The organism is Sphingomonas sp. CL5.1, from assembly GCF_013344685.1.
In the GTDB taxonomy this organism is placed as follows: domain Bacteria; phylum Pseudomonadota; class Alphaproteobacteria; order Sphingomonadales; family Sphingomonadaceae; genus Sphingomonas.
On the sequence record NZ_CP050137.1, the window covers coordinates 485002 to 510698 of the forward strand.

Sequence of the window (25697 nt, forward strand, 5' to 3'; positions counted from 1 at the left end):
AAATTTCCTATTATTCTCAAGGGAATAAGGTCGAAAAAAATACCGTCAGAAGCTCTCTTGCTCCTGACGGTATATTTGTTTTGGCAATGCGACAAGAGTCGCCATACCGTCAGCTATACCGTCTATCGCGAGGCTTGCCCCGCGATAGACGGCGATAGATGATGGCAGATTTATTTAATGATTTCAGTTAGTTATGTGCGGAGATCGGCGGTTATCGGCGGCGTTCGGATAGGTCCGAATTATTCCCACTCGATCGTGCCTGGCGGCTTCGAGGTATAGTCATAGGTGACGCGATTGATGCCCTTCACCTCGTTGATGATCCGCGTCGCCACCCGCGCGAGGAAGCCGCCGGGGAACTCGAACGCCTGCGCCGTCATGCCGTCGGTGGAGGTCACGGCGCGCAGCGCCAGCACGCTGTCATAGGTCCGCCCGTCACCCATCACGCCGACCGAGCGCACCGGCAACAGCACCGCGAACGCCTGCCAGATCGCATCGTAGAGGCCGGCGTTGCGGATTTCCTCGAGGTAGATGGCATCGGCCTTGCGCAGGATATCGCAGCGCTCCTTCGTCACCTCGCCGGGAATGCGGATGGCGAGGCCGGGGCCGGGGAACGGATGGCGGCCGACGAAGATGTCGGGCAAGCCAAGCTCGCGCCCCAGATCGCGCACCTCGTCCTTGAACAATTCGCGCAACGGCTCGACCAGCTTCATGTTCATCCGCTCGGGCAGGCCGCCGACATTGTGGTGGCTCTTGATCGTCACCGAAGGCCCGCCGGTGAAGCTAACGCTCTCGATCACGTCGGGATAGAGCGTGCCCTGCGCGAGGAACTCCGCGCCGCCGATCTTCTTCGCCTCGGCCTCGAACACCTCGATGAAGGTCTTGCCGATGAACTTGCGCTTCGCCTCCGGATCGGTGACGCCGGCGAGGCCGTTGAGGAACAACGTCTCCGCGTTCACGTGGACCAGTGGGATATTGTAATGGCCGCGGAACAGGCTGACGACCTGATCCGCCTCGCCCGCGCGCATCAGGCCGTGGTCGACGAACACGCAGGTAAGCTGGTCGCCGATCGCCTCGTGGATCAGCACCGCCGCCACCGCCGAATCGACGCCGCCGGAAAGCCCGCAGATCACGCGCCCCTTGCCGACAGCCTCGCGGATTTCGGCAATCTTGGTCTGGCGGAACTCGGCCATCGTCCAGTCGCCGGAAAGGCCGCAGACATGGCGCGCGAAATTGGCGATCAGCTTCGCGCCGTCCGGCGTGTGGACCACCTCCGGGTGGAATTGCATCGCATAGATGCGCCGCGCGTCGTCCGCGATCACCGCATAAGGCGCGCCGGGGCTGGCCGCGACCGGGCGGAAACCGGGGGCGAGCGCGGTCACCTTGTCGCCGTGGCTCATCCACACCTGATGCCGCTCGCCCTCGCGCCACACCGCGTCGAACAGGGCGCAGCGGTCGGCGATGTCGATGAACGCCTCGCCGAACTCGCCCGAATTGCCACGCTCCACCGCGCCGCCGAGCTGGTGCATCAGCGCCTGCTGGCCGTAGCAGATGCCGAAGATCGGCAGTCCCGAATCGAGGATCGGCCGGGGAATGCGCGGACTGCCCTCGTCCAGCACCGAGGCGGGGCCGCCCGACAGGATCACGCCGGCGGGCTTCATCCGCTCGAACGCGGCTTCGGCCGACTGGAACGGCGCGATCTCGCTATAGACGCCCGCCTCGCGCACGCGCCGCGCGATGAGTTGCGTCACCTGACTGCCGAAATCGACGATGAGAATGCTGTCGGGATGTTCCATGACGGGCCTGTAGCGATGTGTCGCCACGCGGGAAAGGGGGCGCTCGCCAAATGAAAAAAGGCCGCCTCCCCGGTCGGGAAGCAGCCCCTCTTTCATCAGACCGCCGCAGCAAGGCTGCGCCGTCGGACGCGGCCTGGAGCCTTGGCGTAGCTTCGCTACGCCTCAGGCGGCCGCGTCGAAATCCTCATCGGTCATCACCGGGCCGGAATCCTGGCCCTTGGCCGAAACGTCGCGGTCGACGAACTCGATCACCGCCATCGGCGAGGCGTCCGAGGCACGGATGCCGGCCTTGATGATGCGGGTATAGCCGCCATTGCGATTGGCGTAGCGCGCCGCCAGCACGTCGAACAGCTTCACGAGCTGCGCGTCGTCGAGCAGGCGGGCATGCGCCAGACGGCGATTCGACAGGCCACCCTTCTTGCCGAGCGTGACGAGCTTCTCGACATAGGGGCGAAGCTCCTTCGCCTTGGCCACCGTGGTGGTGATCTGCTCGTGCTTGATCAGCGCGGCCGACATGTTGCGGAACAGCGCGGCGCGATGGGCCGAGGTACGCTGGAGCTTACGGCCGCCAACCTTATGACGCATGGTATCTTCCTTCTCGTTCGTTCGGGGGCCGTTTTACGGAAACCCCAGACCTGGTGGAGGCGTGGTCCACCCTGATCACGCCACTTCGGTGCGACCGAAGCCCGATTTCCCTTCGCAGGCCCGACGCGGGAGTGAATCCCGCGTCGTCGGACGGGTTCGGCCTTGCCGACCCGCCGGCCGGGCTGGTCTGTCTCCGGCGCAAGCTTGCTTGCGCCGGTGCAGACTCAGCCCATGATCTCCTGCTCGAGCTTCTTGGCCATTTCCTCGATGTTCTCCGGCGGCCAGCCGGGGATTTCCATCCCGAGACGCAGGCCCATCGACGACAGCACTTCCTTGATCTCGTTCAGCGACTTGCGGCCGAAGTTCGGGGTGCGCAGCATCTCCGCCTCGGTCTTGCCGACGAGGTCGCCGATATAGATGATGTTGTCGTTCTTCAGGCAGTTCGCCGAACGCACCGACAGCTCCAGTTCGTCCACCTTCTTGAGCAGGTAGCGGTTGATCTGCTGGGTGTCGCCCTGCGGCTCCGCGCCGGCGGCCGGGGCCGCGACGCCGATCGGGGCCGAGCGCGCGATCGCCGAATCGTCGAAGTGGACGAACAGCGCGAGCTGGTCCTGCAGGATGCGCGCGGCATAAGCGAGCGCGTCCTCCGGCGTCACCGTGCCGTCGGTCTCGAGCGACAGCGTCAGCTTGTCATAGTCGAGGTCCTGACCGACGCGGGTCGGATCGACCTTGTAGCTGACCTGACGCACCGGCGAATAAAGCGCATCGACCGGGATCAGCCCGATCGGCGCGTCGGCCGGACGGTTGGCGACGGCCGGGACGTATCCCTTGCCGACGTCGGCGGTCAGCTCCATGTTGAGCGTCGCGCCCTCGTCGAGGTGGCAGATGACGAGATCGGGGTTCATCACCTCGATATCGCCGCTCACCGCGATGTCGCCCGCCGTCACGGCGGCCGGGCCGGTGGCGGAAAGCTGGAGCCGCTTCGGCCCCTCGCCCTGCATCTTGAGCGCGACCTGCTTCACGTTCAGCACGATGTCGGTGACATCCTCGCGCACGCCGGCGAGCGAGCTGAACTCATGCAGCACGTTCTCGATCTTGATCGAGGTGACGGCGGCGCCCTGAAGCGAGGACAGAAGGACGCGGCGCAGCGCGTTGCCGAGCGTCAGGCCGAAGCCACGCTCCAGCGGCTCGGCGACGAAGGTCGCCTTGCGCTTCCCGTCGCCGCCCTTCTTCTCGAGCGCGTTGGGCTTCTTCAGTTCCTGCCAGTTCTTTGCGTTGACGGACAAGGCTCACGTCCCCTGGGGTTGGGCCGGAACGGGGGCTCGCCCCGGCCGTGGTGCAAAAGAACCCCCGACTCGTCAGCCGGAGGCCACAAGATCAGACGCGGCGACGCTTGGACGGGCGCACGCCATTGTGCGGGATCGAGGTCACGTCGCGGATCGACGTGATCTGGAAACCGACCGCCTGCAACGCGCGCAGCGCGGATTCACGGCCAGAGCCCGGACCCTTCACCTCGACCTCGAGCGTGCGGACGCCGTGCTCGGCGGCCTTCTTGCCCGCGTCCTCCGCCGCGACCTGCGCGGCATAAGGAGTCGACTTGCGCGAGCCCTTGAAGCCCATCATGCCGGCCGAGGACCAGCTGATCGCATTGCCCTGCGCGTCGGTGATGGTGATCATCGTGTTGTTGAAGCTGGCGTTGACGTGGGCCACGCCGGCCGTGATGTTCTTGCGTTCGCGCCGACGAAGGCGCTGCGGTGCCTGTGCCATGTGGTATTCCTGACCTTATCTTTCAACTCGGCGGACGGGAGGCTGATCGCCTCGACCCTGCCGCCGGGGGAGAAAAAGCGAGAACCGTCCCTGCGGACGCCTCTCTTACTTCTTCTTGCCCGCGATCGGCTTCGCCTTGCCCTTGCGGGTGCGCGCATTGGTGTGCGTGCGCTGGCCGCGGACCGGCAGGCCCTTGCGGTGGCGCAGGCCGCGATAGCAGGCGAGGTCCATGAGCCGCTTGATGTTCATCGCGGTCTCGCGGCGCAGATCGCCTTCCACGGTATGATCGGCGTCGATCGTCTCGCGGATCTGCAGCACTTCCTGATCGGACAGGTCCTGCACGCGGCGTTCCGGCGCGATCTTCAGCTTCTCGGTGATTTCCTTGGCCTTGGCCGGGCCGATGCCGTGGATATAGGTCAGCGCGATCACCACGCGCTTGTTGGTCGGGATGTTGACACCCGCGATACGTGCCATGAAACTTGTTCTCCTGTGCTCCACAAGGCCCGGCATGGCTGCCACGGGCCCTATCTCGTCGCATTGACTTCCAAGACGCAGGAAAGCGGCGCACGCACGAATGCGCCGCCGGCAACCGTTGTGTTGGAAGCGATGGCCCTTACGAGCTGCCGGCCGCGCTGTCAAGCGAACGCCGGCATGCCGGAAACAGGGCCGCTAAAACGGAAAGCCGGCGGGAAGCGAGCTTCCCGCCGGCCTCGGTACCCCCGGGAGTTTCGGGTACCGATCTCGTAATAAGATGACATTGATCAAGCGAGCCGCGCGGGGGCGCACGGCTACAGGGCACGGGATAGCGCCACGCGCGCATCCCACGGGTGGCTCAGGCATGACAAATTGTTCATCTGCCGGAGGATTGCTCCGTCACCGCCCACCAGCGCGCGCGACCTGCAAGGCGCGAAACGAATCGACCGCCGGCGCCAGCATCGCTGCGTCACCGTGAGAATAGCCGCCGAAGGTATAATGAAGCGCCAGCTAGCCGTGCCCCGAATCGGCCGACGCGATGATGAAGGTCAGCATCCGCTCACCGCTTCGCGCCCCCCGCTCGCGAATCGCCGCATGTGCGCCGGGCAAACGAAGAATCGGACTGCTCTTTTCCCTTGGCGGGCAGCCATTCGCGGAAGCGGCCGCCAGACCTTGGATCAGGCGAGAAATGCCAGTCGCCCAACCAGCCATGTGCCAAATCCAACGCACCGCACCACCAGCACGCGCCATATCCGCGCGAGCGTCGCCGCGACATTGGTGACGGTGATCTCGAAGCCGTCACGTTCCGCGTGAAGCACTTCGGCGCGGGTGAGGTGGATGGCAGCACCGAGCGCAGCGCCGCCGTATTCAGGAAACGACGCGTCATCCCCTCCCGCGCCGCCATGACAAGCGGCGAGGAAGCGGGATAAAACGTCACCTGCCGTCGAGGATCGCCTCTATCGCGGCGGTCACCTCGCCGATGTCGGCCATGCCGTCGACACGGCGAACCAGCCCGCGCGCTTCGTAGATCGGGATGATCGGCGCGGTCTTGGCGCGATATTCCGCCATGCGCGTGCGCACCGTCTCCTCATTGTCGTCGGCACGGCGCTTGAATTCATGCCCGCCGCACACGTCGCAGGTGCCCGCGACCTTGGGCTGCTTGAACTTGTCGTGATAGCCCTCGCCACAGGTGGCGCAGGTGAAGCGGCCGACGATGCGCTCGACCAGCGCGTCTTCATCCACCGCCAGCTCGATCACATAGTCGAGCTTCGCGCCGCGCGCGGCCAGCAGCTCGTCGAGCGATTCGGCCTGCGCGGCGGTGCGCGGATAGCCGTCGAAGATCGCGCCGTTGCCGGTGCCCTGGTCGAGCCGCTCGCCGATCAGCGCCGAGACGATCTCGTCGGAAACCAGGCCGCCCGATTCCATCACCGCCCTGGCCTGCAGCCCGACCGGCGTGCCGGCCTTCACCGCCGCACGCAACATATCGCCGGTGGAAAGCTGCACCATGCCCCGATCGGCGACCAGCCGCGCCGCCTGCGTGCCCTTGCCCGCCCCCGGCGGCCCCAACAGGATGATGTTCACGCGAACCCTCTCCCCCAAATTCTTCGCGCGTTCAGCGCAGGCGGCCGCCCTTCAGCTTCGCCTTCTTGATCAGATCGCCATACTGGTGCGCCAGCAGGTGCGACTGGATTTGCGTTACCGTGTCCATCGTCACGTTGACCACGATCAAAAGGCTGGTGCCGCCAAGATAAAAGGGAATTGACAGCGCCGTGACGAGATATTCCGGCAAGAGGCAAATCAGCGTGAGATAGGCCGCGCCGATAACGGTGATGCGCGTCAGCACGTAATCCAGATATTGCTCGGTGTTCTTGCCCGGCCGGATGCCGGGGATGAACCCGCCATAGCGCTTCAGGTTCTCCGCCGTCTCCTCCGGGTTGAACTGCACCGCGGTGTAGAAGAAGGTGAAGAAGATGATGCCGGCGCCGTACAGGATCATGTAAACCGGCGAGCCGTGCTGGAGATACTGGTTGAGGCTGATGATCACGTCGCCCCACCAGCTTTCGCCCGACACGCGATTGCCCGCGAACTGGGTGATGGTGAGCGGCATCAGCAGCAGCGACGAGGCGAAGATCGGCGGGATCACGCCCGACGTGTTGAGCTTCAGCGGCAGATGGCTGCGCTCGGCCTGCATCCCGCGCTGCGTCTGCCGCTTGGGATATTGGATCAGGATGCGGCGCTGCGCCAGCTCCATGAAGCAGATGAACAGCACCAGCAGGACGACCGCGACGATGATGCCGATCAGCTTGACCGGATCGAGGCTGCCCGAACGGCCGCCCTCGAGCAGGTTGAACAGGCTGGTCGGCAGATGCGCGACGATGCCGGCCATGATGATCAGCGACACGCCGTTGCCGATGCCCCGGCTGGTGATCTGCTCGCCCAGCCACATCAGGAACATCGTGCCGCCGATCAGCGAGATCACCGCCGCGATGCGGAACATCATACCCGGCTGGATCACCGCCTGCACGCCCTGGTTGGCGCCCAGCGCCTCCAGCCCGACGGCGATGAAATAGCCTTGCACCGCCGTCAGCAGCACGGTGCCGTAGCGGGTATATTGATTGAGCTTCTTGCGCCCGCTCTCGCCTTCCTTCTTGATCGCGGCGAGCTGCGGCGACAGCGAGGTCGCGAGCTGCACCACGATCGAGGCGGTGATGTACGGCATCACGCCCAGCGCGATCAGCGACATGCGGGTGAGCGCGCCGCCGGAGAAGGTGTTGAAGAAATCGAGCACGCCGCCCTTGGTCTGCTGGCTCAGGAGGCCCAGCGCGGTCGGGTCGATGCCGGGAAGCGGCACGTAGCTCAGCATGCGGAAGACGATCAGCGCGCCGATCGTGAACCACAGCCGCTTCTTGAGGTCTGTCGCCTGCGAGAATTTCGCGAGGCTGATGCTTTGCGCCATCTGGTCGGCTGCGGATGCCATCGTGCGTCGGTGCCTTCGGAAACGAAAAACGGCGGAGAAGGCGCTGAACGCCCCGCCCCGCCGCTCATATAGTCATGCTCGAAGGCTTGTCTAACCCGCCGAGCAAATTCCGCCCCGGCCACGCCGGGCCGGAGCGGCGGAGACTTACTTCGCGGCCTTGGCGAGCTTCGCCGCGCGAGCGGTGCCCTTCTTGGCCTTCGCCTTATCGGCCGCCGGCACGATCTCCGGCACGGTGACGGAGCCGCCGGCCTTCTCGATCGCCTCGCGCGCCGAGGCGGAGACCCCGGCGACGGTGAAGTTCAGCTTCGCCTTCAGCTCGCCCTTGCCGAGCAGGCGCACGCCGTTCTTGCCGCCGCGCGCAAGGCCGGCCGCCTTCAGCGCGGCGTGATCGACGTCGCTGCCGGTCAGCTTGCCCGAATCGACCGCCTTCTGGATCGCGCCGAGGTTCACCTCGGCATAATCCTTGGCGAAGATGTTGTTGAAGCCGCGCTTCGGCAGGCGCATGTGGAGCGGCATCTGGCCGCCCTCAAAGCCGGCAATCGATACGCCCTCACGGCTCTTCTGGCCCTTCTGGCCACGGCCGCCGGTCTTGCCCTTGCCCGAGCCGATGCCGCGCCCGACGCGGATCTTGCGATGGCGGGCACCTTCGTTGTCGCGGAGTTCGTTCAGTTTCATCTTATGCACTCGCTTTCGCTTGTTACGCGCAATGGAAAAAGGAAGGGGGCGCGTTAGCCCCCTCCCCCGGATTTGTCACGCGGTGAAATGCCGGACAATCAATCCTGCACTTCAACCATATGCTGCACCTTACGGATCATGCCGCGAACCTCGGGGGTGTCCTCCAGCTCCGACACGCGGTGCATCTTGTTGAGGCCGAGGCCGATCAGCGTCGCGCGCTGGTCCTGGGTGCGGCGGATCGGCGAACCGGTCTGCTTGATCTTGATCTTCGCCATGAGCCTTACTCCGTGACGGCCGCCGCTTCGGCAGCGGCGGCCTGCGCCTCAGCGCCATGACCGCGGCCGAGCAGATCGGCGATCTTCTTGCCACGACGCTGCGCGACCGACTTCGGCGAAGTCTGGGTGCCCAGCGCCTCGAAAGTGGCGCGGATCATGTTGTAGGGGTTTGACGTGCCGACCGACTTGGTCACCACGTCATGCACGCCCAGGCTCTCGAACACGGCGCGCATCGGGCCGCCCGCGATGATCCCGGTGCCCTGCGGCGCCGAGCGCACGGTGACGCGACCAGCGCCGAAATGGCCGTTGCCGTCGTGATGCAGCGTGCGGCCTTCCTTCAGCGGCACGCGGACCATGTGCTTCTTGGCCGCGGCGGTCGCCTTCGAGATCGCCTCCGGCACCTCACGGGCCTTGCCGTGGCCGAAGCCGACGCGTCCCTTGCCGTCGCCCACGACGACCAGCGCCGCGAAGCCGAAGCGCTTGCCGCCCTTCACCGTCTTGGACACACGATTGATGTGGACGAGCTTCTCGATCAGCTCCTCGCCGCCGTCCTCGTTGTTGTTGCGACGGTCGTCGCGACGGCCACGACCGCCGTCACGCCCGCCACGACCGCGATCGCCGCCGCCACGGCCGCCACGCGCGCCCCGCCCGCGCGGCGCCTCGCCCGCACCGGTCTCGGGGGCTGGCGCGGTCGCCTGGACCTCGGTGTTGTTCTCGTCAGCCATGTCTTAGAACTCCAGTCCGGCTTCGCGCGCGGCTTCCGCCAGCGCCTTCACCCGGCCGTGAAACAGGAAGCCGCCACGGTCGAACACGACCTGCGTGACGCCAGCGGCCTTCGCCGCCTCGGCGACGCGCTTGCCGACCTCGGTGGCCGCCGCGACGGTCGCGGTCTTGCCCTCGTGGCCCGCCAGCGTCGAGGCCGCCGCGATCGTGCGACCCGCCTCGTCGTCGATCACCTGGGCATAGATATGCTTGCCCGAGCGATGCACCGACAGGCGCGGACGAGTGCCAGCGCGCGCGCGCAGCGCCGTGCGATTGCGGCGACGCCGCTTCTCGAAAAGCGAAAGGCCCTTGGTCACTTCTTCTTCCCTTCCTTACGGAAGATATATTCGCCGTCGTACTTGATGCCCTTGCCCTTGTACGGCTCGGGCTTACGCCAGCGGCGGATCTCGGCGGCGAGCTGACCGACCTTCTGCTTGTCGGCGCCCGAAATCTCCACCGTCGTGTTGTCCGGGGTCTTGACCTCAAGGCCCTCCGGCACGTCGATGTCGACGTCGTGGCTGTAACCAAGCTGGAGCTTCAGCTTCCGGCCCTGCGCCGCGGCGCGATAGCCGACGCCGTTGATCAGCAGCTTCTTGGTGAAGCCTTCGGTCACGCCGGTGACGAGGTTCTGCACCAGGGTGCGCTGCATGCCCCAGAAGGCGCGGGCGCGCTTGGTCTCGTTGGCCGGCTGCACCGAGATGCCGTCCGCCTGGACGTCATAGGTGACGTCGTCAGCGAGCTTGAGCGACAGCGTGCCCTTGGGGCCCTTCACGCTCAGGTTGCCGTCCGCGATATTCGCGGTCACGCCCGAAGGGATCGCGACCGGCTTCTTGCCGATGCGGCTCATCAGAACACCTCCGCCAGCACTTCGCCGCCGACATTCTGCTCGCGCGCTTCCGCGTCGGACAGAACGCCCTTCGGCGTCGAGACGATCGTGATGCCTAGGCCGTTCATCACGCGCGGCAGGTCGTTCGACCCGCTGTAGATGCGGCGGCCGGGCTTCGAGACGCGCGCGACGTGCTTGATCGCCGGCTGGCCCTCGAAATACTTCAGCTCGATGCGCACGCCCTTGGCCGGGCCAAGGTCTTCCTCGCTATAGCCACGGATGTAGCCTTCGCGCTGAAGCACGTCGAGCACGCGGGTCCGCAGCTTCGACGCCGGCGACACGACGCTGTCCTTGCGCGCGCGCTGGCCGTTGCGGATGCGGGTGAGCAGATCACCCAGGGGATCGGTCACTGCCATTGTTCGTGATCCTTACCAGCTCGACTTCGTGACGCCCGGAATCAGGCCCTTGTTGGCCAATTCGCGGAGCTGCACGCGGCAGAGACGGAACTTGCGGTAATAAGCGCGCGGACGACCCGTCACCTCGCAACGGTTGCGCACCCGCGTGGGGTTCGCGTTGCGCGGCAGCTCGGCCATCTTCAGGCGCGCGATGAGACGCTCGGTTTCGTCGAGCGACTTGTCGTTCGCCTTCGCCTTCAGCGCTGCAAACTTGCCGGCATATTGCTTGACCAGCTTCTTGCGGCGCTCGTTCTTGTTAACGGAACTCAGTTTCGCCATTGGACTTAAGCTCTCTCGTTCAAATCAGCGGAAAGGACGCTCACGCGGCCTTCTTTTCCTCAACCTGGGCATCCTGCGGGAACGGGAAGCCGAACAGGCGAAGCAACTCGCGCGCTTCCTCGTCGGTCTTCGCGGTCGTCGCCACGATGATGTCCATGCCGCGCACCTTGTCGATGCGATCGTAGTTGATTTCCGGGAACACGATCTGCTCCTTCAGGCCACAGGCGTAATTGCCACGGCCGTCGAAGCTCTTGGGGTTCAGCCCGCGGAAGTCGCGGACGCGCGGCAGCGCGATCGTGATGAAGCGGTCGAGGAACTCGTACATGCGCTCGCGACGCAGCGTGACCTTCACGCCGATCGGCATGCCCTCGCGCAGCTTGAACTGCGCGATCGACTTCTTCGCCTTGGTGATCACCGGCTTCTGGCCCGCGATCAACTCCATCTCGGAAGCGGCCTGCTCGACGCGCTTCTTGTCCTGGGTCGCCTCGCCGACGCCCATGTTGATGACGATCTTGTCGATCCGGGGAATCTCGAGCGTGTTCTTGTAGCCGAACTTCTCGATCATCGCCTTGGCGATCGTGTCGTCATACAGCTTGCGCAGACGCGGGGTGTAAGCGTCAGCCATCGATCTTCTCCCCGGACTTGACGGCCACGCGGACCTTCTTGCCGTCCTTCACCTCGAAACGGACGCGCGTCGGCTTGCCGTCAGCGGTGACATGCGCCACCTTCGAGATGTGCAGCGGCGCTTCCGTGCGCTCCAGCCCGCCCTGCGGGTTGGCCTGGCTCGGCTTGCGGTGACGGGTGGCGACGTTGACGCCCTCCACGACGACCTTGCCGTCCTTCGGCATGGCCAGCGTGACGGTGCCGGTCTTGCCCTTGTCCTTGCCGGACAGGACGATCACGCGATCGCCCTTCTTGATCCTGGCGGCGGCCATTACAACACCTCCGGCGCGAGGCTGATGATCTTCATGTGCTTCTTGGCGCGCAGCTCGCGAACGACCGGGCCGAAGATACGGGTGCCGATCGGCTCCTCGTTCTTGTTGACCAGCACCGCCGCGTTCGAATCGAAGCGGATGACCGAGCCATCGGCGCGGCGAATGTCCTTCGCGGTGCGCACGATGACGGCGCGATGCACGTCGCCCTTCTTCACGCGGCCACGCGGCTGCGCTTCCTTGATCGACACCACGATGATGTCGCCGACGCTGGCCGTGCGGCGCTTCGAGCCGCCCAGCACCTTGATGCACTGCACCCGCTTCGCGCCGCTGTTGTCAGCGACGTCGAGATTGGATTGCATCTGGATCATTGATCCGCTTCCTTCTCGTCTATGGCGCTGGATACCGACCCAGCGCCGCCTTCAAACTTTCCCCCGCCCGGAAGGCGGGCGAACGATCACGCCGCCGGTTCGTCGATCACGACCTCGGCCGGCGTCGCGCGGGCGTTCACCCGATCGATCACCTTCCAGGTCTTCAGCTTGGAGAGCGGCTTGGTCTCCTCGATCCGCACCGTCTCACCGGCCTTGAACTCGTTCGCCTCGTCATGGGCGTGATACTTCTTCGAGCGGCGGATGATCTTGCCGTAGAGCGGGTGCCTGACCTTGCGCTCCACGTTCACGATCACCGTCTTGTCGCCCTTGTCCGAGACGATCACCCCGGTCAGCACGCGCTTCGGCATGTCTTCTCGTCCTTCTTACTTGGCCACTGCGGCGCGCTGCGCCTGCAGGGTCTTGATCCGGGCGATGTCCTTGCGGACCTCGCGGACGCGGCTCGGCTTCTCGAGCTGGTTGGTCGCCGCCTGGAAGCGCAGGTTGAACTGCTCGCGCTTCAGGTTGCCCAGCGCCTCGGAGAGCTGATCGTCGCTCTGCCCGGTGAAATCGCTATTCTTCGCCATCTTACTCGCCTCCGAGGTGCGACGTGTCGCCGAGGCGCGCCACGACCTTGGTCTTGATCGGGAGCTTCATCGCCGCGCGCTCGAACGCTTCGGCGGCGAGCGGACCCGGAACACCGTCCAGCTCGAACAGGATGCGACCCGGCTTGACCCGCGCCGCCCAGAATTCGGGCGAGCCCTTGCCCGAGCCCATGCGGACTTCGGCGGGCTTCGACGAAACCGGCACGTCCGGGAACACGCGAATCCACAAACGCCCCTGGCGCTTGATGTGGCGCGTGATCGCGCGGCGGGCCGCCTCGATCTGGCGCGCAGTGATCCGGTCCGGCTCCATCGCCTTGAGGCCATAGGCCCCGAAGTTGAGCGCGGTGCCGCCCTTGGCGTCGCCGTGGATGCGGCCCTTGAACGCCTTGCGGAACTTGGTGCGCTTCGGTTGCAGCACGTTCTCTACTCCTTAACGGCGGTCTTCGCGCGCCGGGCGCACGCCGGAGGTCTGGGCCTCCATCATCAGCCGATCGGTGGCCATCGGATCGTGGCCGAGAATCTCACCCTTGAAGATCCAGACCTTGACGCCGCACACGCCGTAAGCGGTGTGCGCCTCGGCCTCGGCATAATCCATGTTCGCGCGGAGCGTGTGCAGCGGCACGCGGCCCTCGCGATAGCTCTCGGTGCGCGCGATCTCGGCGCCGCCGAGACGACCGCCGCACTGCACGCGGATGCCGTCGGCGCCCAGCCGCATCGCCGACTGCACCGCGCGCTTCATCGCGCGGCGGAAGGCGATACGACGCTCGAGCTGGTCGGCGATGCCCTGCGCGACGAGCTTGGCGTCGACTTCCGGCTTGCGGATCTCGACGATGTTCAGCGACACGTCCGAGCTGGTCATCGCGCCGAGCGTGCGGCGCAGCTTCTCGATGTCCGAGCCCTTCTTGCCGATGATCACGCCGGGGCGCGCGGCATAGATGGAGATGCGGCACAGCTTGGCCGGACGCTCGATCACCACCTTCGAGATCGCCGCCTGCGGCAGCGCCTTGAGGATGTATTTGCGAATCTTCAGGTCCTCCAGCAGGAGGCGCCCGTAATCCGCGCCGTCGGCATACCAGCGGCTGTCCCAGGTGCGGTTGATCTGCAGGCGCAGACCGATCGGGTTGCTCTTGTGACCCATTAGGCTTCTTCCTGCTCGCGCACGACGATCCGCAGCCGCGAGAACGGCTTCAGGATGCGGGTGGACTTGCCGCGGCCGCGCGTGGCGAACCGCTTCATGGTGATCGACTTGCCGACCGACGCCTCGGCGACGACGAGCGCGTCGACATCGAGGTTGTGGTTGTTCTCGGCGTTGGCGATCGCGGAGGCGAGCACCTTGCGCGCGTCGACCGCCATCGCCTTCTTGGAGAAGGCGAGGATGTTCATCGCGTCGCCGACCTTGCGGCCACGGATCAGGCCCGCGACCAGGTTCAGCTTCTGCGCCGAGCCACGGATCTGCGTGCCGACCGAGAGCGCTTCCTTCTCGCCGACCTTGCGGGGGGATGCAGGCTTGCTCATCAGCGCTTGCCCTTCTTGTCAGCCGCGTGGCCCGGGAAATACCGGGTCGGCGCGAACTCGCCGAGCTTCATGCCGACCATGTCCTCGTTGACCGAGACGGGTACGAACTTGCGGCCGTTATAGACGTTGAACGTCAGCCCAACGAACGTCGGCAGGATCGTCGAACGACGCGACCAGGTCTTGATCGGGCCGCCGCGGGTGCCGGCGTCCTGCGCGGCTTCTGCCTTCTTGAGCAGGTGCAGGTCCACGAACGGACCCTTCCAGACGGAGCGCGCCATTACTTCTTCCTCGCGTGACGGCTGCGGATGATCATCTTGTCGGTCGCCTTGTTATGGCGCGTGCGCGCGCCCTTGGTCGGCTTGCCCCACGGGGTGACCGGGTGACGGCCGCCCGAAGTACGGCCCTCGCCACCGCCGTGCGGGTGGTCGACCGGGTTCTTCGCGACGCCGCGGGTCAGCGGACGCTTGCCCATCCAGCGGCTGCGGCCGGCCTTGGCGAAATTCTGGTTCGCGTTGTCGGGGTTCGACACCGCGCCCACCGTCGCCATGCAGTCCGAGCGGATATAGCGCTGCTCGCCCGAGTTCAGGCGAACGATCACCATGCCCTTGTCGCGACCCACGACCTGCACATAGGTGCCGGCGGAACGCGCGATCTGGCCGCCCTTGCCCGGCTTCATCTCCACATTGTGGACGATGGTGCCGACCGGCATCTGGCCCAGCTCCATGGAATTGCCCGGCTTCACGTCCGTCTTGCGGCCGGCGACCACCTTGTCGCCGACGCCGAGGCGCTGTGGCGCGATGATATAGGCGAGTTCGCCGTCCGCATATTTCACCAGCGCGATGAAGGCGGTGCGGTTCGGGTCATATTCAAGACGCTCGACAACGCCTTCGACGTCCCACTTGCGGCGCTTGAAATCGATGAAACGATAGCGCTGCTTGTGGCCGCCGGCGATGCCGCGCGACGTGACATGGCCCTTGTTGTTGCGGCCGCCCGTCTTGGTCTTGCCCTCGGTGAGGGCCTTGACCGGACGCCCCTTGTAGAGCGCCGAACGGTCGACCAGGATCAGGCCGCGACGGGCCGGGCTGGTCGGGTTGTAATGCTTGAGTGCCATTACGCCTTGGCCCCCTCGGTCACGTCGATCGACTGCCCGTCCTTGAGCGTGACGATCGCCTTCTTCATGTCGGACCGCTGGTAGGGAGCACCCTTCCAGCGCTTGGTCTTGCCCTTCTGGACGATCGTGTTCACGCCCACGACGTTGACGTCGAAGATCGCTTCCACGGCCGCCTTGATCTCCGGCTTGGAGGCGTCGCGCGCCACCTTGAACACCACGGCGTTCTGCTCGGAGAGAAGGGTGGCCTTCTCGGTGATGTGCGGCGCGACGATCACGTCATAATGACGATTGTCGATCGCCTTGGTCGGCTTCTTAGCCATTGAAGCGCGCCTCCAGCTTCTCGACCGCAGCGCGGGTAAGCACCAGCGTGTCGGCCTTGATGATGTCATAGACGTTGGCGCCCACGGCCGGCAGCAGGTCGACGCCGGGCAGGTTGCGCCCCGAGCGGAAGCTCTCGCCCGCCTCAATGTCGATAACCAGCGTGCGCTTGCCGACGCCCAGCGTCTCGAAATGACCCTTCAGCTCCTTGGTCTTGTCGACCTGGAAACCGTCGAGGACGATCAGCGAGCCCGCCTTGGCGTGGCTCGACAGCGCCATCTTGAGGCCCAGCGCGCGGATTTTCTTGTTCAGCGACGGATTGAAGTCGCGAACGCGGGCGCCGTGCGCCTTGCCGCCGCCGATGAACACCGGGGCACGGCGATCGCCGTGACGGGCGACGCCGCCGCCCTTCTGGCGACCGAGCTTCTTGCCCGAACGGGCGACATCCGAACGCTCACGGGTGCCGCGCGCGGTGGCGCGGCGCTTCTCAAGCTGCCAGGTGACGACGCGGTGCAGGATGTCGGCGCGCGGATCGAGGCCGAACACCTCGTCCGAAAGCTCGACCTCCGCGGCCTTCGCCTTGGCGTCGAAGGAGGAAACCTTGACCTTCACTTATCAGCCCTCCTGGCCTTCGGTCGCCTCGGGGGCGGCCGAAGTCTCGGCCGGCGTGTCCGCGGCGGTGTTGCTGTTGGCAGCCTTCAGGCCGGCGGGCAGCGGCGCGTCGGCATGGCGCGTTTCCTTCACCGCATCCTTGACGAACAGCCAGCCGCCCTTCGAGCCGGGCACCGAGCCCTTGACGAAGATCAGGCCGCGCTCGGCGTCGGTGCCGACGATCTCGAGGTTCTGCTGCGTGCGGTTCTTGTCGCCCATGTGGCCGGCCATCTTCTTGTTCTTGAAGACGCGGCCCGGATCCTGGCGGTTACCCGTCGAACCGTGTGAACGGTGCGACACGGACACGCCGTGCGTGGCGCGCAGACCGCCGAAGCCCCAGCGCTTCATCGCGCCAGCGAAGCCCTTGCCCTGCGTGCGGCCCTGGATGTCGACATATTGCCCGGCGACGAAGTGATCGGCCGACAGCTCCGCGCCGACGTCGAGGAGATTGTCCTCGCTCACGCGGAATTCGTGGACGATCGCCTTCGGCTCCACCTCGGCCTTGCCGAAGTGGCCGCGCTGCGGCTTGGCGACATTCTTGGCCTTGGCGCTGCCTGCGCCAAGCTGGACGGCGGTATAGCCATCCCGATCTTTCTCGCGGCGGGCGACGACCTGAAGCGCCTCGATCTGCAGGACGGTGACCGGCACGTGGCGGCCGTCGTCCTGGAACAGGCGGGTCATCCCCATCTTCTTCGCGATCACGCCAGTACGCATGACCTGCAAGCTCCTTACAGAGGCACTCCGAGGCCCATCCCCGAAGTGCTTGTGACCGCCCCTCAAAGGAACGATCGGTCCAGCCCGGAAAATGCGAAGCGTGCCCCCGTCCCGGGCTGGCGCTTCCGCGAGGGAAGCATGACGGGAGACGCTGTCCCGACGGGGCGAACCCGCCGGCGGTATCTCTTGTCTGTCAGTCGCCCCGCGTCGGCGGGGTTTCCAAACCCGTCCCCGCACCACCGGGAACGACAAACCCGCGGGACTCGGAGTCGACCGCGGGGATGCGGGCCATTACGCCAGCTTGATCTCTACGTCAACGCCCGCGGCGAGATCGAGCTTCATCAGCGCGTCGACCGTCTGCGGCGTGGGCTGCACGATGTCGAGCATGCGCTTGTAGGTGCGCACCTCGAACTGCTCGCGGCTCTTCTTGTCGATGTGGGGGCCACGGTTGACCGTGAACTTCTCGATTCGCGTCGGGAGCGGGATCGGACCGCGGATGAGCGCGCCCGTACGTCGGGCGGTGTCGGCGATGTCGCCGGTCGCCTGATCGAGCACACGATGGTCGAACGCCTTCAGGCGGATGCGGATGTTGCTGTCCATTTTCCCTACCGATGCGAAAGAGCGGGGCAACTCAACCGCGCCCCCATCCACGACGGATGGCGAATCGGCGGCCGCCTCTTGCTGTTTTCAAACCCGAACCGAAGGCGCGGCGATTAGCCATGCCCTCATAAAAAGGCAACCGCCCGACGCACCTTTCGGTGAGCCGGGCGGCTGTTTTGCGATAAGACGCTTACTTGTCGATCACGCTGACGACGCCGGCGCCGACGGTGCGGCCACCTTCGCGGATCGTGAAGCGCTGCCCGACGTCCATGGCGATCGGCGCGATGAGCTTGATGCCCAGCGCGACATTGTCGCCCGGCATGACCATCTCGGTGCCCTCGGGCAGCTCGACGGTGCCGGTCACATCCGTGGTGCGGAAGTAGAACTGCGGACGATAGTTCGCGAAGAACGGCGTGTGACGGCCGCCTTCGTCCTTCGACAGGACGTACACTTCCGACTTGAAATCGGTGTGCGGCTTGATCGAGCCCGGCTTGCAGAGCACCTGGCCACGCTCGACCTCGTCGCGCGCGACGCCACGGATCAGCGCGCCGACGTTGTCGCCGGCCTGACCCTGGTCGAGCAGCTTGCGGAACATCTCGACGCCGGTAACGGTGGTCTTGCGGACCTCCGGATGGATGCCGACGATCTCGACTTCCTCGCCGACCTTGACGATTCCGGTCTCGACGCGGCCGGTGACGACCGTGCCGCGACCCGAGATCGAGAACACGTCCTCGATCGGCATCATGAACGGCTTGTCGAGCGGACGCTCAGGCTGCGGAATATATTCGTCGACGGCATTCATCAGCTCGAGCACGGCATCCTTGCCGAGCTTGTCGTTCGAGCCGCTGAGCGCGCAGGTCGCGGAACCCTTGATGATCGGAATATCGTCACCCGGGAACTCATAGGACGAGAGAAGCTCGCGGACTTCCAGCTCGACCAGCTCGAGGATCTCGGGGTCGTCGACCAGATCGACCTTGTTCATGAACACGACCATCGCCGGCACGCCGACCTGACGAGCGAGCAGGATGTGCTCGCGGGTCTGCGGCATCGGGCCGTCGGTGGCGGACACGACGAGGATCGCGCCGTCCATCTGCGCCGCGCCGGTGATCATGTTCTTCACATAATCGGCGTGGCCGGGGCAGTCGACGTGCGCATAGTGACGCTTCTCGGTCTCGTACTCGACGTGCGCGGTCGAGATGGTGATGCCGCGCTCGCGCTCTTCCGGTGCCTTGTCGATGTTGGCGAAGTCGACCGCCGCGTTACCCGCGACATTGTCAGCAAGCACCTTGGTGATCGCCGCGGTCAGCGAGGTCTTGCCATGGTCGACGTGACCGATGGTGCCGATATTCAGGTGCGGCTTGGTCCGCTCAAACTTAGCCTTGGCCATTGATTCCCTACCTTCTGGATTTCCACTTGAGCCGCACGAGGACTCGCCGTGAAGGCGGCCCCATAGCGACTGTTTTCACCCATTGCCAGCCCTTCCCCACCCGGCCGTCATGGACAACGGCCGGAAGATGGGGATCGGGCGGGCTTTACGCCAGCTTCGCCTTCACTTCGTCGGCGACGTTCTGCGGCACCTCGTCGTAATGCGAGAACTGCATCGAATAGCTCGCGCGGCCCTGGGTGAAGGAACGCAGCTGATTCACGTAACCGAACATGTTCGCCAGCGGCACCATCGCGGTTACCGCCTGCGCGTTGCCGCGCGTGTCGGTGCCCTGGATCTGGCCGCGCCGCGAATTCATGTCGCCGATCACGTCGCCCAGATAATCCTCCGGCGTCACGACCTCGACCTTCATGATCGGCTCGAGCAGCTTGATGCCGGCCTTCTGCGCCGCCTCGCGCATCGCGCCGCGCGCGGTGATCTCGAATGCCAGCGCCGACGAGTCGACGTCGTGGTACGCGCCGTCCGTCAGGTGCACCTCGAAGTCGATGATCGGGAAGCCGATCAGCGACCCGGTTTCGGCCGTCTCGCGGAAGCCCTTCTCCACCGACGGGATATATTCGCGCGGGATGTTGCCGCCCTTGATTTCGTCGAAGAACTGGAAGCCCGAACCGCGCTCGCCCGGAACGACGGTGACCTTGACGCGGCCGAACTGGCCGGAGCCGCCCGACTGCTTCTTGTGGGTGTAGTCGATGTCGACCTTCTTCGCGAGATATTCGCGATACGCCACCTGCGGCGCGCCGACGTTCGCCTCGACCTTGAACTCGCGCTTCATGCGATCGACGAGGATCTCGAGGTGGAGCTCGCCCATCCCCTTGATGATCGTCTGGCCCGATTCGTGATCGGTCGAGACGCGGAACGAGGGGTCCTCGGCGGCGAGGCGATTGAGCGCGATGCCCATCTTCTCCTGGTCGGCCTTGGTCTTCGGCTCCACCGACAGCTCGATCACCGGCTCGGGGAATTCCATCCGCTCCAGGATGATCGGGTTCGACGCGTCGCAGAGCGTGTCGCCGGTCGTGGTCTCCTTGAGGCCCGCGATCGCGACGATGTCGCCGGCGCGCGCTTCCTCGATGTCCTCACGCGAGTTCGCGTGCATCAGGAGCATGCGGCCGATCTTTTCCTTCTTGTCCTTCACCGAGTTCAGGACCTGGCCCTTGGCCAGCGTGCCCGAATAGATGCGCGCGAAGGTCAGCGAACCGACGAACGGGTCGTTCATGATCTTGAACGCCAGCGCCGAGAAGGGCGCGTTGTCGTCGGCCGGACGCGAATCCTTGGTCTCGCCGTCGAGCTTCACGCCCTCGACGTCCGGGATGTCGAGCGGGCTGGGCAGATAGTCGACGATCGCGTCGAGCAGGCACTGCACGCCCTTGTTCTTGAACGACGAGCCGCACAGCACCGGCACGAACGAGAAGTTCAGCGTGCCCTTGCGGATCAGCCGCTTCAGCTCGACCGGGGTCGGCTCGGTGCCCTCGAAGAAGGCTTCCATCGCCGCGTCGTCCTGCTCCACCGCGGCCTCGATCAGCGCGGCGCGGGCGGCGGCGGCCTCGTCCTTCATGTCGTCCGGGACCGGCGCATAGTCGAACTTCGCGCCGAGCGAATCGTCCTGCCAGATGATCGCACGGTCATTGACCAGATCGACCAGCCCCTTGAAGCCGCCCTCGATGCCGATCGGCAGGAACAGCACGAGCGGACGCGCGCCGAGGCGGTCCTGGATCATCTCGACGCAGCGCAGGAAGTTCGCGCCGGTGCGATCGAGCTTGTTGACGTAGCACATGCGCGGCACGCCATATTTCTCGGCCTGGCGCCACACCGTCTCGGACTGCGGCTCCACGCCGGCCACGCCGTCAAACGCGGCGACCGCGCCGTCGAGCACGCGCAGCGAACGCTCCACCTCGATGGTGAAGTCGACGTGACCCGGCGTGTCGATGATGTTGATGCGGTGTTCTTCGCCCTTGCCCTCGTCCGCGCGCCAGAAGCACGTGGTCGCGGCGGAGGTGATCGTGATCCCGCGCTCCTGCTCCTGCTCCATCCAATCCATCGTCGCGGTGCCTTCGTGCACCTCGCCGATCTTATAGGACTTGCCGGTGTAATAGAGGATGCGCTCGGTCGTCGTCGTCTTGCCGGCGTCGATGTGCGCCATGATGCCGATATTGCGATAACGGTCGAGCGGATGGCTGCGGGCCATGAGCGTGGTTTCCTTGGCAATGTGGGGAGCCGGACGGTCCGGCTCCCCGCAATATAGGTGGCTGTGTTACCAGCGGTAGTGGCTGAAGGCGCGGTTCGCCTCGGCCATGCGGTGCGTGTCCTCGCGCTTCTTCACCGCGTTGCCGCGATTGTTCGAGGCGTCGAGCAGCTCGCCCGACAGGCGCGCCGCCATGGTGTTCTCGCTGCGGCCGCGCGCCGCCGAGATCAGCCAGCGGATCGCCAGCGCCTGCGCGCGCTCCGGACGGACCTCGACCGGCACCTGATAGGTGGCGCCGCCGACGCGGCGGCTGCGGACCTCGATGCCCGGCTTGATGTTGTTGAGCGCATCATGGAACACGCCCAGCGGGTCCTTCTTCGCGCGCGTCTCGACGGTTTCGAGCGCACCATAGACGATGCCTTCGGCGACGGACTTCTTGCCGTCCAGCATCACCGAATTCATGAACTTCGACAGCACCACATCCCCGAACTTGGGATCGGGCAGGATTTCCCGCTTCTCGGGACGACGACGACGAGCCATTTCCTAATTCCTTCGTTCTTCAGCTTGTCCGGAACCCGTCCGGGGCTTACTCTGGCTGATTACTTGGGACGCTTCGCGCCGTACTTCGAACGGCTCTGCCTGCGGTCCTTGACGCCCTGCGTGTCGAGCACGCCGCGCAGCACATGATAGCGCACGCCCGGAAGGTCGCGCACACGGCCGCCACGGATCAGCACCACCGAGTGCTCCTGGAGGTTGTGGCCCTCGCCCGGGATGTAGCTGATGACTTCGCGCTGGTTGGTCAGGCGGACCTTGGCCACCTTGCGCAGCGCCGAGTTCGGCTTCTTCGGGGTCGTCGTATAGACGCGGGTGCAGACGCCGCGCTTCTGCGGGTTCTGCTCCATCGCAGGGACCTTGCTCTTGGCCTTCTGCGGTTCGCGGCCCTTGCGGACCAGCTGGTTGATCGTCGGCATTGAAGCCTTCACCTTTTTCTGGAGGTTACTTTGCTGGAGCCATCACAAGCTTACGGAATACGAAAAGGACCATTGGGCGACCGCGCGCGATCTCCCGGCCCTTCATGCACCCAGCAATGTTCAAGCATGTCCGAGAGACGCAAGGCCCCACGAACGGGCGCGCCTATACGCGCGGACGGCGGCGCGGTCAATGGCGCGAGGGTTCGACGGCCCGCGTCGCGGGAATCAATTCATCGCCACCGGCACGCCGCCCTTCAGCACCGCGACCGGATGCTCCAGCGTCCGAACGTCGGCGAGCGGATCGCCCTTCACCGCGACGATATCTCCGTAATGGCCGACCGCCAGCGATCCCACGTCGTCGCTCCGCCCCAGCGCCTGCGCCGCGCTGGTGGTGGCGGCGCGGATCGCCTGGATCGGGGTCATGCCCCATTCGACCATCTTGGCGAACTGCCGCGCATTGTCGCCGTGCGGATAGACGCCCGCGTCGGTGCCGAACAGCATCTGCACGCCCGCCCGCACCGCGCGCTGGAAGGTCTGGCGTTGCTTCAGGCCGATCATCCGCTCCTTGTCGAGGCTTTCCTGCTCGGTGCCGTTCCTGGTGCCGGTTGCGAGGATATAATCGTCGTTGTAGATATCCATGTCGAACCAGGTCTTGTGCTGGATCGCCAGCTTGATCGCCTCGTCCGAGGCGAGGCTGCAATGCTCGATCGTATCGATCCCGGCGAGGATCGCGGCCTTGATGCCCTCGTCGCCATGCGCATGGGCGGCAACGCGCATGTGGAGCATGTGCGCCTCGTCGGCGATCGCCTTCATCTCCTCGTAGCTGAGCTGCTGCCCGCCGACCGAATCGCCCAGCGAGAAGACGCCGCCGGTCGCGCAGATCTTGATCACCTCCGCGCCATATTTATGCAGCCAGCGCACCTTGGCGCGCGCCTCCTCCGGCGAGTTGACGACCGAAGGCTCCTGCTTGTCGTAGGAGGGCGGCAGCGCATTGTTATCGCAATGCCCGCCGGTCGCGCCGATCGCATAGCCCGCCGGGGTGATGCGCGGCCCCGGCACCCAGCCGCCGTCGATCGCCTCCTTGAGGCCGATATCCTGGAAATCGCTCGCCCCGACGTTGCGGACCGAGGTGAAGCCCGCGCGCAGCGTCCTGAGCGCATTGGCGACGCCGATCGCTCCCCAGAAGCTGTCGGTATATTTGAGCACCTGGTAGCCGCCGACCTCCGCGAGGCTGGTGAGATGGACGTGCATGTCTATCAGGCCCGGCACCAGCGTCACGTCGCCGAGATCGACCTTCTTCGCGTCGGCCGGCACGGCGGACGGGGTGCCGCCGCGAGTCGTGATCGCGGCGATGCGGCCATCGGTGACGACGATGGTCGGCCGCTCGACGATCGCACCCTTCTCGACGTCGAGCATCCGCGCGGCGGTGACGATTGTGGTCTCCGCACCGGCTGGCGCTGCGGCGATCAGCCCGATCGCCACCAACGTCGATTGAAGGATTGTGGATAGCGCCATGATGTCCCCCCGTTCGTTACCGGCTATCATGGCGCGGCCGACACATGGAGGAAAGCCATGAAAATGCCAGCCTTGCCGATCGAGGGGGGATGCCGTTGCGGCCGGGTGCGCTTCCGCATCTCCGCGCCGCCCCTGCTGGCGATGGCGTGCCATTGCATCGGTTGCCAGAAGATGAGCGGCAGCGCCTTCTCCACCTCCCTCGCCGTGCCGGAAGCGGGCTTCGCGGTAATCGCCGGCACGCCGGTGATCGGCGGGATGCACGATTATCCCCATCACCAGCATTGCGACTGGTGCAAGAGCTGGGTGTTCACCCGCCTCAAGCCCGAAATGGGCTTCGTCAATGTGCGCGCGACGATGCTGGACGACGCACGCTGGTTCGCGCCGCTGATCGAAAGCTATGCCAGCGAGGCGCTGCCCTGGGCCGGAACCGGCGCGAAATACAGTTTCGCGCAATTTCCGGGGCCAGATGAATATCCCGGATTGATCGCCGAATATCAGTCAGCCCAATCGAGCATCCCGGCATAGGTCTGCGGCGGAAGCGGCAACGCGATCCGCGCGACGATCGCGGGGATGCAGGCGAAGGCCACCAGCGCCAGCCCGATACACAGCCGGCGGCGGTCGAACGCGGGCCAGCCGACCGCCAGCCCGATCGCCGCCGCGATCATCATCCACAGGTGATAGCGCAGGTCGGAAGCGATGCTCACCGCCGCGAAGCTCGCTTCCCCGGCGAGGGCGGAGACGAACAGCGCGCGGGCCAGCACCGCCTCGCCATCCAGCGCGACCAGCCCCGCCAGCGCCAGCCCGATCCAGACGAACGGCCAGCCGATCGGCGTTTCCACGACATAGCCGCCGAAGCGCTGCAACGCCCGCGCGATCGCCCCCGGCGAGCGGAGGGCGAGATCGTTGCGCTCGCTCCTGATCGTCGGCGCGGCGCCCGGCCAACGCCAGGGCACCAGCCAGCGATCGGTGGAGTTGAGATGCGCCAGCCGATGCGCCGCATAGGCCAGCGGATGCGCCGCGATCGCTTGCACCCAGAGCAGGTCCAGCCGCGCCATCGGCATATGCGCGAGCGGCGCGACGTCGTCGCCGCACGGGCCGGAGTCGCTCAGCGGGTCCCAGAAATATGGCTTCACACAGCCGCGCGCGCGGATATGCGCCACGACCGGGGGCGGCAGCCCGGTCGCCGCGCCCGGCGCGCGTACCGCGATGGCGGCGAGGTCGTAGATCGGCTGGGTCCGCGTCACCCCGCTATCGCTCGCGCCGAGCAGGCGGTGATTGACGAGCGGCGACAGCGCGATCGTCGCGGCGATCCCGCCGAGCGCGAGCGCCGTCCGCCAGCGCCACCCGAGCGGCAGCAGCATCGCGACGAGCGGCGCGACCGCGAACACCGCGTTGGCGCGCACCAGCACCGCATAGAGCAGCAGCGCCGCCGCCCCCAGCCATTCCGCGCCTCCGGGCCGCCGCCCCGCCAGCCCCGCCCCGCCGATCAGCCCGACGGCGGCGAGCAGCGCGGCGGTCATCTGCGCGTCCTTGAGCACCACCACCTGCCAGCCGAGGAACGGCGGCAGGATCGCGATCACCCCCAGCGCCAGCGCCGCCCGCACCCTGCCCGCGCGCGCCAGCGGGAGCGCGAGCAACGCGAAGCCGAGCCAGTAGAGCGTGACCTGCGCCACGAACAGCGGCGCCTGCCCGCCGCCGAACGGCGCGAGCGCCTGCCACAGCCGCGCCATCGCCGGCGGATGCCAGTCGTCGAACCGCCCCGACAGCACCTGCCGATATTGCATCAGCGTGTCGTACATCGCGAAGCCGGGACGATAGACCGCCAGCGTCAGCGCCCAGCCGGCCAGCATTCCCCCGCCGACCGCGCTTGCGGCACGGTCGCGGAGGAAGCGCCGGATCATCGCGG

General features: G+C 66.0%; 36 protein-coding genes. 1 reads left to right on the forward strand and 35 read right to left on the reverse strand.

Going from position 1 to position 25697, the window contains the following annotated elements; translation table 11 throughout:
- Positions 1-239: 239 nt before the first annotated feature.
- From guaA to F9288_RS02485, 34 genes are all read right to left on the reverse strand, one after another.
- Positions 240-1793 carry a glutamine-hydrolyzing GMP synthase gene (guaA, locus tag F9288_RS02320; RefSeq protein ID WP_174835078.1) on the reverse strand — a complete coding sequence of 518 codons (1554 nt, stop codon included), beginning with the start codon at positions 1791-1793 and terminating at the stop codon, positions 240-242.
- Between the two features lie 162 nt (positions 1794-1955).
- Positions 1956-2378, reverse strand: a complete 423-nt coding sequence (gene rplQ, locus F9288_RS02325) for a 50S ribosomal protein L17 (RefSeq protein WP_174835079.1) — start codon at positions 2376-2378, stop codon at positions 1956-1958.
- A gap of 224 nt (positions 2379-2602) precedes the next feature.
- On the reverse strand, positions 2603-3664 hold the full coding sequence (locus tag F9288_RS02330; protein WP_174835080.1) for a DNA-directed RNA polymerase subunit alpha: 1062 nt from the start codon (positions 3662-3664) through the stop codon (positions 2603-2605).
- A gap of 91 nt (positions 3665-3755) precedes the next feature.
- Positions 3756-4145 (reverse strand): 30S ribosomal protein S11, encoded by a 390-nt coding sequence (rpsK, locus tag F9288_RS02335; protein ID WP_066486290.1) that lies wholly within the window; start codon positions 4143-4145, stop codon positions 3756-3758.
- A 105-nt stretch (positions 4146-4250) separates the two neighbouring features.
- Positions 4251-4619 carry a 30S ribosomal protein S13 gene (gene rpsM / locus F9288_RS02340; RefSeq protein ID WP_174835081.1) on the reverse strand — a complete coding sequence of 123 codons (369 nt, stop codon included), beginning with the start codon at positions 4617-4619 and terminating at the stop codon, positions 4251-4253.
- A gap of 677 nt (positions 4620-5296) precedes the next feature.
- Entirely contained in the window at positions 5297-5437 is a 141-nt protein-coding gene (locus F9288_RS02345; protein WP_174835082.1) for a hypothetical protein, read from the reverse strand.
- A gap of 115 nt (positions 5438-5552) precedes the next feature.
- On the reverse strand, positions 5553-6200 hold the full coding sequence (locus tag F9288_RS02350; RefSeq protein ID WP_174835083.1) for an adenylate kinase: 648 nt from the start codon (positions 6198-6200) through the stop codon (positions 5553-5555).
- Between the two features lie 31 nt (positions 6201-6231).
- Positions 6232-7596: a preprotein translocase subunit SecY gene (gene secY / locus F9288_RS02355; RefSeq protein WP_174835084.1), complete on the reverse strand. Its 1365-nt coding sequence runs from the start codon at positions 7594-7596 to the stop codon at positions 6232-6234.
- Positions 7597-7740: 144 nt separating this feature from the next.
- Positions 7741-8271, reverse strand: coding sequence for a 50S ribosomal protein L15 (rplO, locus tag F9288_RS02360; RefSeq protein WP_174835085.1), 531 nt, complete (start codon positions 8269-8271; stop codon positions 7741-7743).
- 98 nt (positions 8272-8369) lie between these two features.
- Complete coding sequence (gene rpmD / locus F9288_RS02365; RefSeq protein WP_174835086.1) at positions 8370-8546, reverse strand: 50S ribosomal protein L30; 177 nt, start codon at positions 8544-8546, stop codon at positions 8370-8372.
- A 5-nt stretch (positions 8547-8551) separates the two neighbouring features.
- A complete protein-coding gene (gene rpsE / locus F9288_RS02370) occupies positions 8552-9271 on the reverse strand; it encodes a 30S ribosomal protein S5 (protein ID WP_254621040.1) in 720 nt (239 codons plus the stop codon).
- A 3-nt stretch (positions 9272-9274) separates the two neighbouring features.
- Positions 9275-9625, reverse strand: a complete 351-nt coding sequence (gene rplR, locus F9288_RS02375; protein ID WP_174835087.1) for a 50S ribosomal protein L18 — start codon at positions 9623-9625, stop codon at positions 9275-9277.
- Positions 9622-10155 (reverse strand): 50S ribosomal protein L6, encoded by a 534-nt coding sequence (rplF, locus tag F9288_RS02380; protein WP_174835088.1) that lies wholly within the window; start codon positions 10153-10155, stop codon positions 9622-9624. The genes rplR and rplF overlap by 4 nt, the downstream gene beginning before the upstream one ends.
- The gene (gene rpsH / locus F9288_RS02385) at positions 10155-10550 is read right to left on the reverse strand and encodes a 30S ribosomal protein S8 (protein WP_174835089.1); all 396 of its coding nucleotides are present in this window, start codon (positions 10548-10550) and stop codon (positions 10155-10157) included. The genes rplF and rpsH overlap by 1 nt, the downstream gene beginning before the upstream one ends.
- A gap of 12 nt (positions 10551-10562) precedes the next feature.
- Positions 10563-10868 (reverse strand): 30S ribosomal protein S14, encoded by a 306-nt coding sequence (gene rpsN / locus F9288_RS02390; RefSeq protein ID WP_174835090.1) that lies wholly within the window; start codon positions 10866-10868, stop codon positions 10563-10565.
- A gap of 40 nt (positions 10869-10908) precedes the next feature.
- Positions 10909-11493 (reverse strand): 50S ribosomal protein L5, encoded by a 585-nt coding sequence (gene rplE, locus F9288_RS02395; RefSeq protein WP_174835091.1) that lies wholly within the window; start codon positions 11491-11493, stop codon positions 10909-10911.
- Complete coding sequence (gene rplX, locus F9288_RS02400) at positions 11486-11803, reverse strand: 50S ribosomal protein L24 (protein WP_174835092.1); 318 nt, start codon at positions 11801-11803, stop codon at positions 11486-11488. The genes rplE and rplX overlap by 8 nt, the downstream gene beginning before the upstream one ends.
- Positions 11803-12171, reverse strand: coding sequence for a 50S ribosomal protein L14 (gene rplN / locus F9288_RS02405; RefSeq protein WP_174835093.1), 369 nt, complete (start codon positions 12169-12171; stop codon positions 11803-11805). The genes rplX and rplN overlap by 1 nt, the downstream gene beginning before the upstream one ends.
- An 86-nt stretch (positions 12172-12257) precedes the next feature.
- On the reverse strand, positions 12258-12539 hold the full coding sequence (rpsQ, locus tag F9288_RS02410; protein ID WP_174835094.1) for a 30S ribosomal protein S17: 282 nt from the start codon (positions 12537-12539) through the stop codon (positions 12258-12260).
- A gap of 15 nt (positions 12540-12554) precedes the next feature.
- On the reverse strand, positions 12555-12755 hold the full coding sequence (gene rpmC / locus F9288_RS02415) for a 50S ribosomal protein L29 (RefSeq protein WP_174835095.1): 201 nt from the start codon (positions 12753-12755) through the stop codon (positions 12555-12557).
- A 1-nt stretch (position 12756) separates the two neighbouring features.
- Positions 12757-13191 (reverse strand): 50S ribosomal protein L16, encoded by a 435-nt coding sequence (gene rplP, locus F9288_RS02420; protein ID WP_174835096.1) that lies wholly within the window; start codon positions 13189-13191, stop codon positions 12757-12759.
- A gap of 12 nt (positions 13192-13203) precedes the next feature.
- Positions 13204-13911 carry a 30S ribosomal protein S3 gene (rpsC, locus tag F9288_RS02425; RefSeq protein ID WP_174835097.1) on the reverse strand — a complete coding sequence of 236 codons (708 nt, stop codon included), beginning with the start codon at positions 13909-13911 and terminating at the stop codon, positions 13204-13206.
- Positions 13911-14288, reverse strand: a complete 378-nt coding sequence (gene rplV, locus F9288_RS02430) for a 50S ribosomal protein L22 (protein WP_174835098.1) — start codon at positions 14286-14288, stop codon at positions 13911-13913. Before rplV ends, rpsC begins: the two co-directional genes overlap by 1 nt.
- Entirely contained in the window at positions 14288-14566 is a 279-nt protein-coding gene (gene rpsS, locus F9288_RS02435) for a 30S ribosomal protein S19 (protein WP_174835099.1), read from the reverse strand. Before rpsS ends, rplV begins: the two co-directional genes overlap by 1 nt.
- Positions 14566-15399 (reverse strand): 50S ribosomal protein L2, encoded by an 834-nt coding sequence (gene rplB / locus F9288_RS02440; RefSeq protein ID WP_174835100.1) that lies wholly within the window; start codon positions 15397-15399, stop codon positions 14566-14568. The genes rpsS and rplB overlap by 1 nt, the downstream gene beginning before the upstream one ends.
- A complete protein-coding gene (locus F9288_RS02445) occupies positions 15399-15719 on the reverse strand; it encodes a 50S ribosomal protein L23 (protein WP_174835101.1) in 321 nt (106 codons plus the stop codon). The genes rplB and F9288_RS02445 overlap by 1 nt, the downstream gene beginning before the upstream one ends.
- Positions 15712-16329 carry a 50S ribosomal protein L4 gene (gene rplD / locus F9288_RS02450; RefSeq protein ID WP_174835102.1) on the reverse strand — a complete coding sequence of 206 codons (618 nt, stop codon included), beginning with the start codon at positions 16327-16329 and terminating at the stop codon, positions 15712-15714. The genes F9288_RS02445 and rplD overlap by 8 nt, the downstream gene beginning before the upstream one ends.
- 3 nt (positions 16330-16332) lie before the next feature.
- Positions 16333-17082, reverse strand: coding sequence for a 50S ribosomal protein L3 (gene rplC / locus F9288_RS02455; RefSeq protein WP_174835103.1), 750 nt, complete (start codon positions 17080-17082; stop codon positions 16333-16335).
- 291 nt (positions 17083-17373) lie between these two features.
- A complete protein-coding gene (gene rpsJ / locus F9288_RS02460) occupies positions 17374-17682 on the reverse strand; it encodes a 30S ribosomal protein S10 (RefSeq protein ID WP_007406109.1) in 309 nt (102 codons plus the stop codon).
- Positions 17683-17872: 190 nt separating this feature from the next.
- Complete coding sequence (gene tuf, locus F9288_RS02465) at positions 17873-19069, reverse strand: elongation factor Tu (RefSeq protein WP_174835104.1); 1197 nt, start codon at positions 19067-19069, stop codon at positions 17873-17875.
- A gap of 145 nt (positions 19070-19214) precedes the next feature.
- Complete coding sequence (fusA, locus tag F9288_RS02470; RefSeq protein ID WP_174835105.1) at positions 19215-21308, reverse strand: elongation factor G; 2094 nt, start codon at positions 21306-21308, stop codon at positions 19215-19217.
- Between the two features lie 66 nt (positions 21309-21374).
- Positions 21375-21845 (reverse strand): 30S ribosomal protein S7, encoded by a 471-nt coding sequence (rpsG, locus tag F9288_RS02475; protein WP_174835106.1) that lies wholly within the window; start codon positions 21843-21845, stop codon positions 21375-21377.
- 59 nt (positions 21846-21904) lie between these two features.
- The gene (gene rpsL / locus F9288_RS02480) at positions 21905-22276 is read right to left on the reverse strand and encodes a 30S ribosomal protein S12 (RefSeq protein WP_029936467.1); all 372 of its coding nucleotides are present in this window, start codon (positions 22274-22276) and stop codon (positions 21905-21907) included.
- Between the two features lie 225 nt (positions 22277-22501).
- A complete protein-coding gene (locus F9288_RS02485; RefSeq protein WP_174835107.1) occupies positions 22502-23791 on the reverse strand; it encodes an amidohydrolase family protein in 1290 nt (429 codons plus the stop codon).
- Between the two features lie 57 nt (positions 23792-23848).
- Between F9288_RS02485 and F9288_RS02490 the strand changes: the two genes are divergently transcribed.
- The gene (locus F9288_RS02490) at positions 23849-24316 is read left to right on the forward strand and encodes a GFA family protein (protein WP_174835108.1); all 468 of its coding nucleotides are present in this window, start codon (positions 23849-23851) and stop codon (positions 24314-24316) included.
- Here F9288_RS02490 and F9288_RS02495 read toward each other — a convergent pair.
- Positions 24286-25692, reverse strand: coding sequence for a hypothetical protein (locus F9288_RS02495; protein ID WP_174835109.1), 1407 nt, complete (start codon positions 25690-25692; stop codon positions 24286-24288). The genes F9288_RS02490 and F9288_RS02495 overlap by 31 nt on opposite strands.
- Positions 25693-25697: the final 5 nt, after the last annotated feature.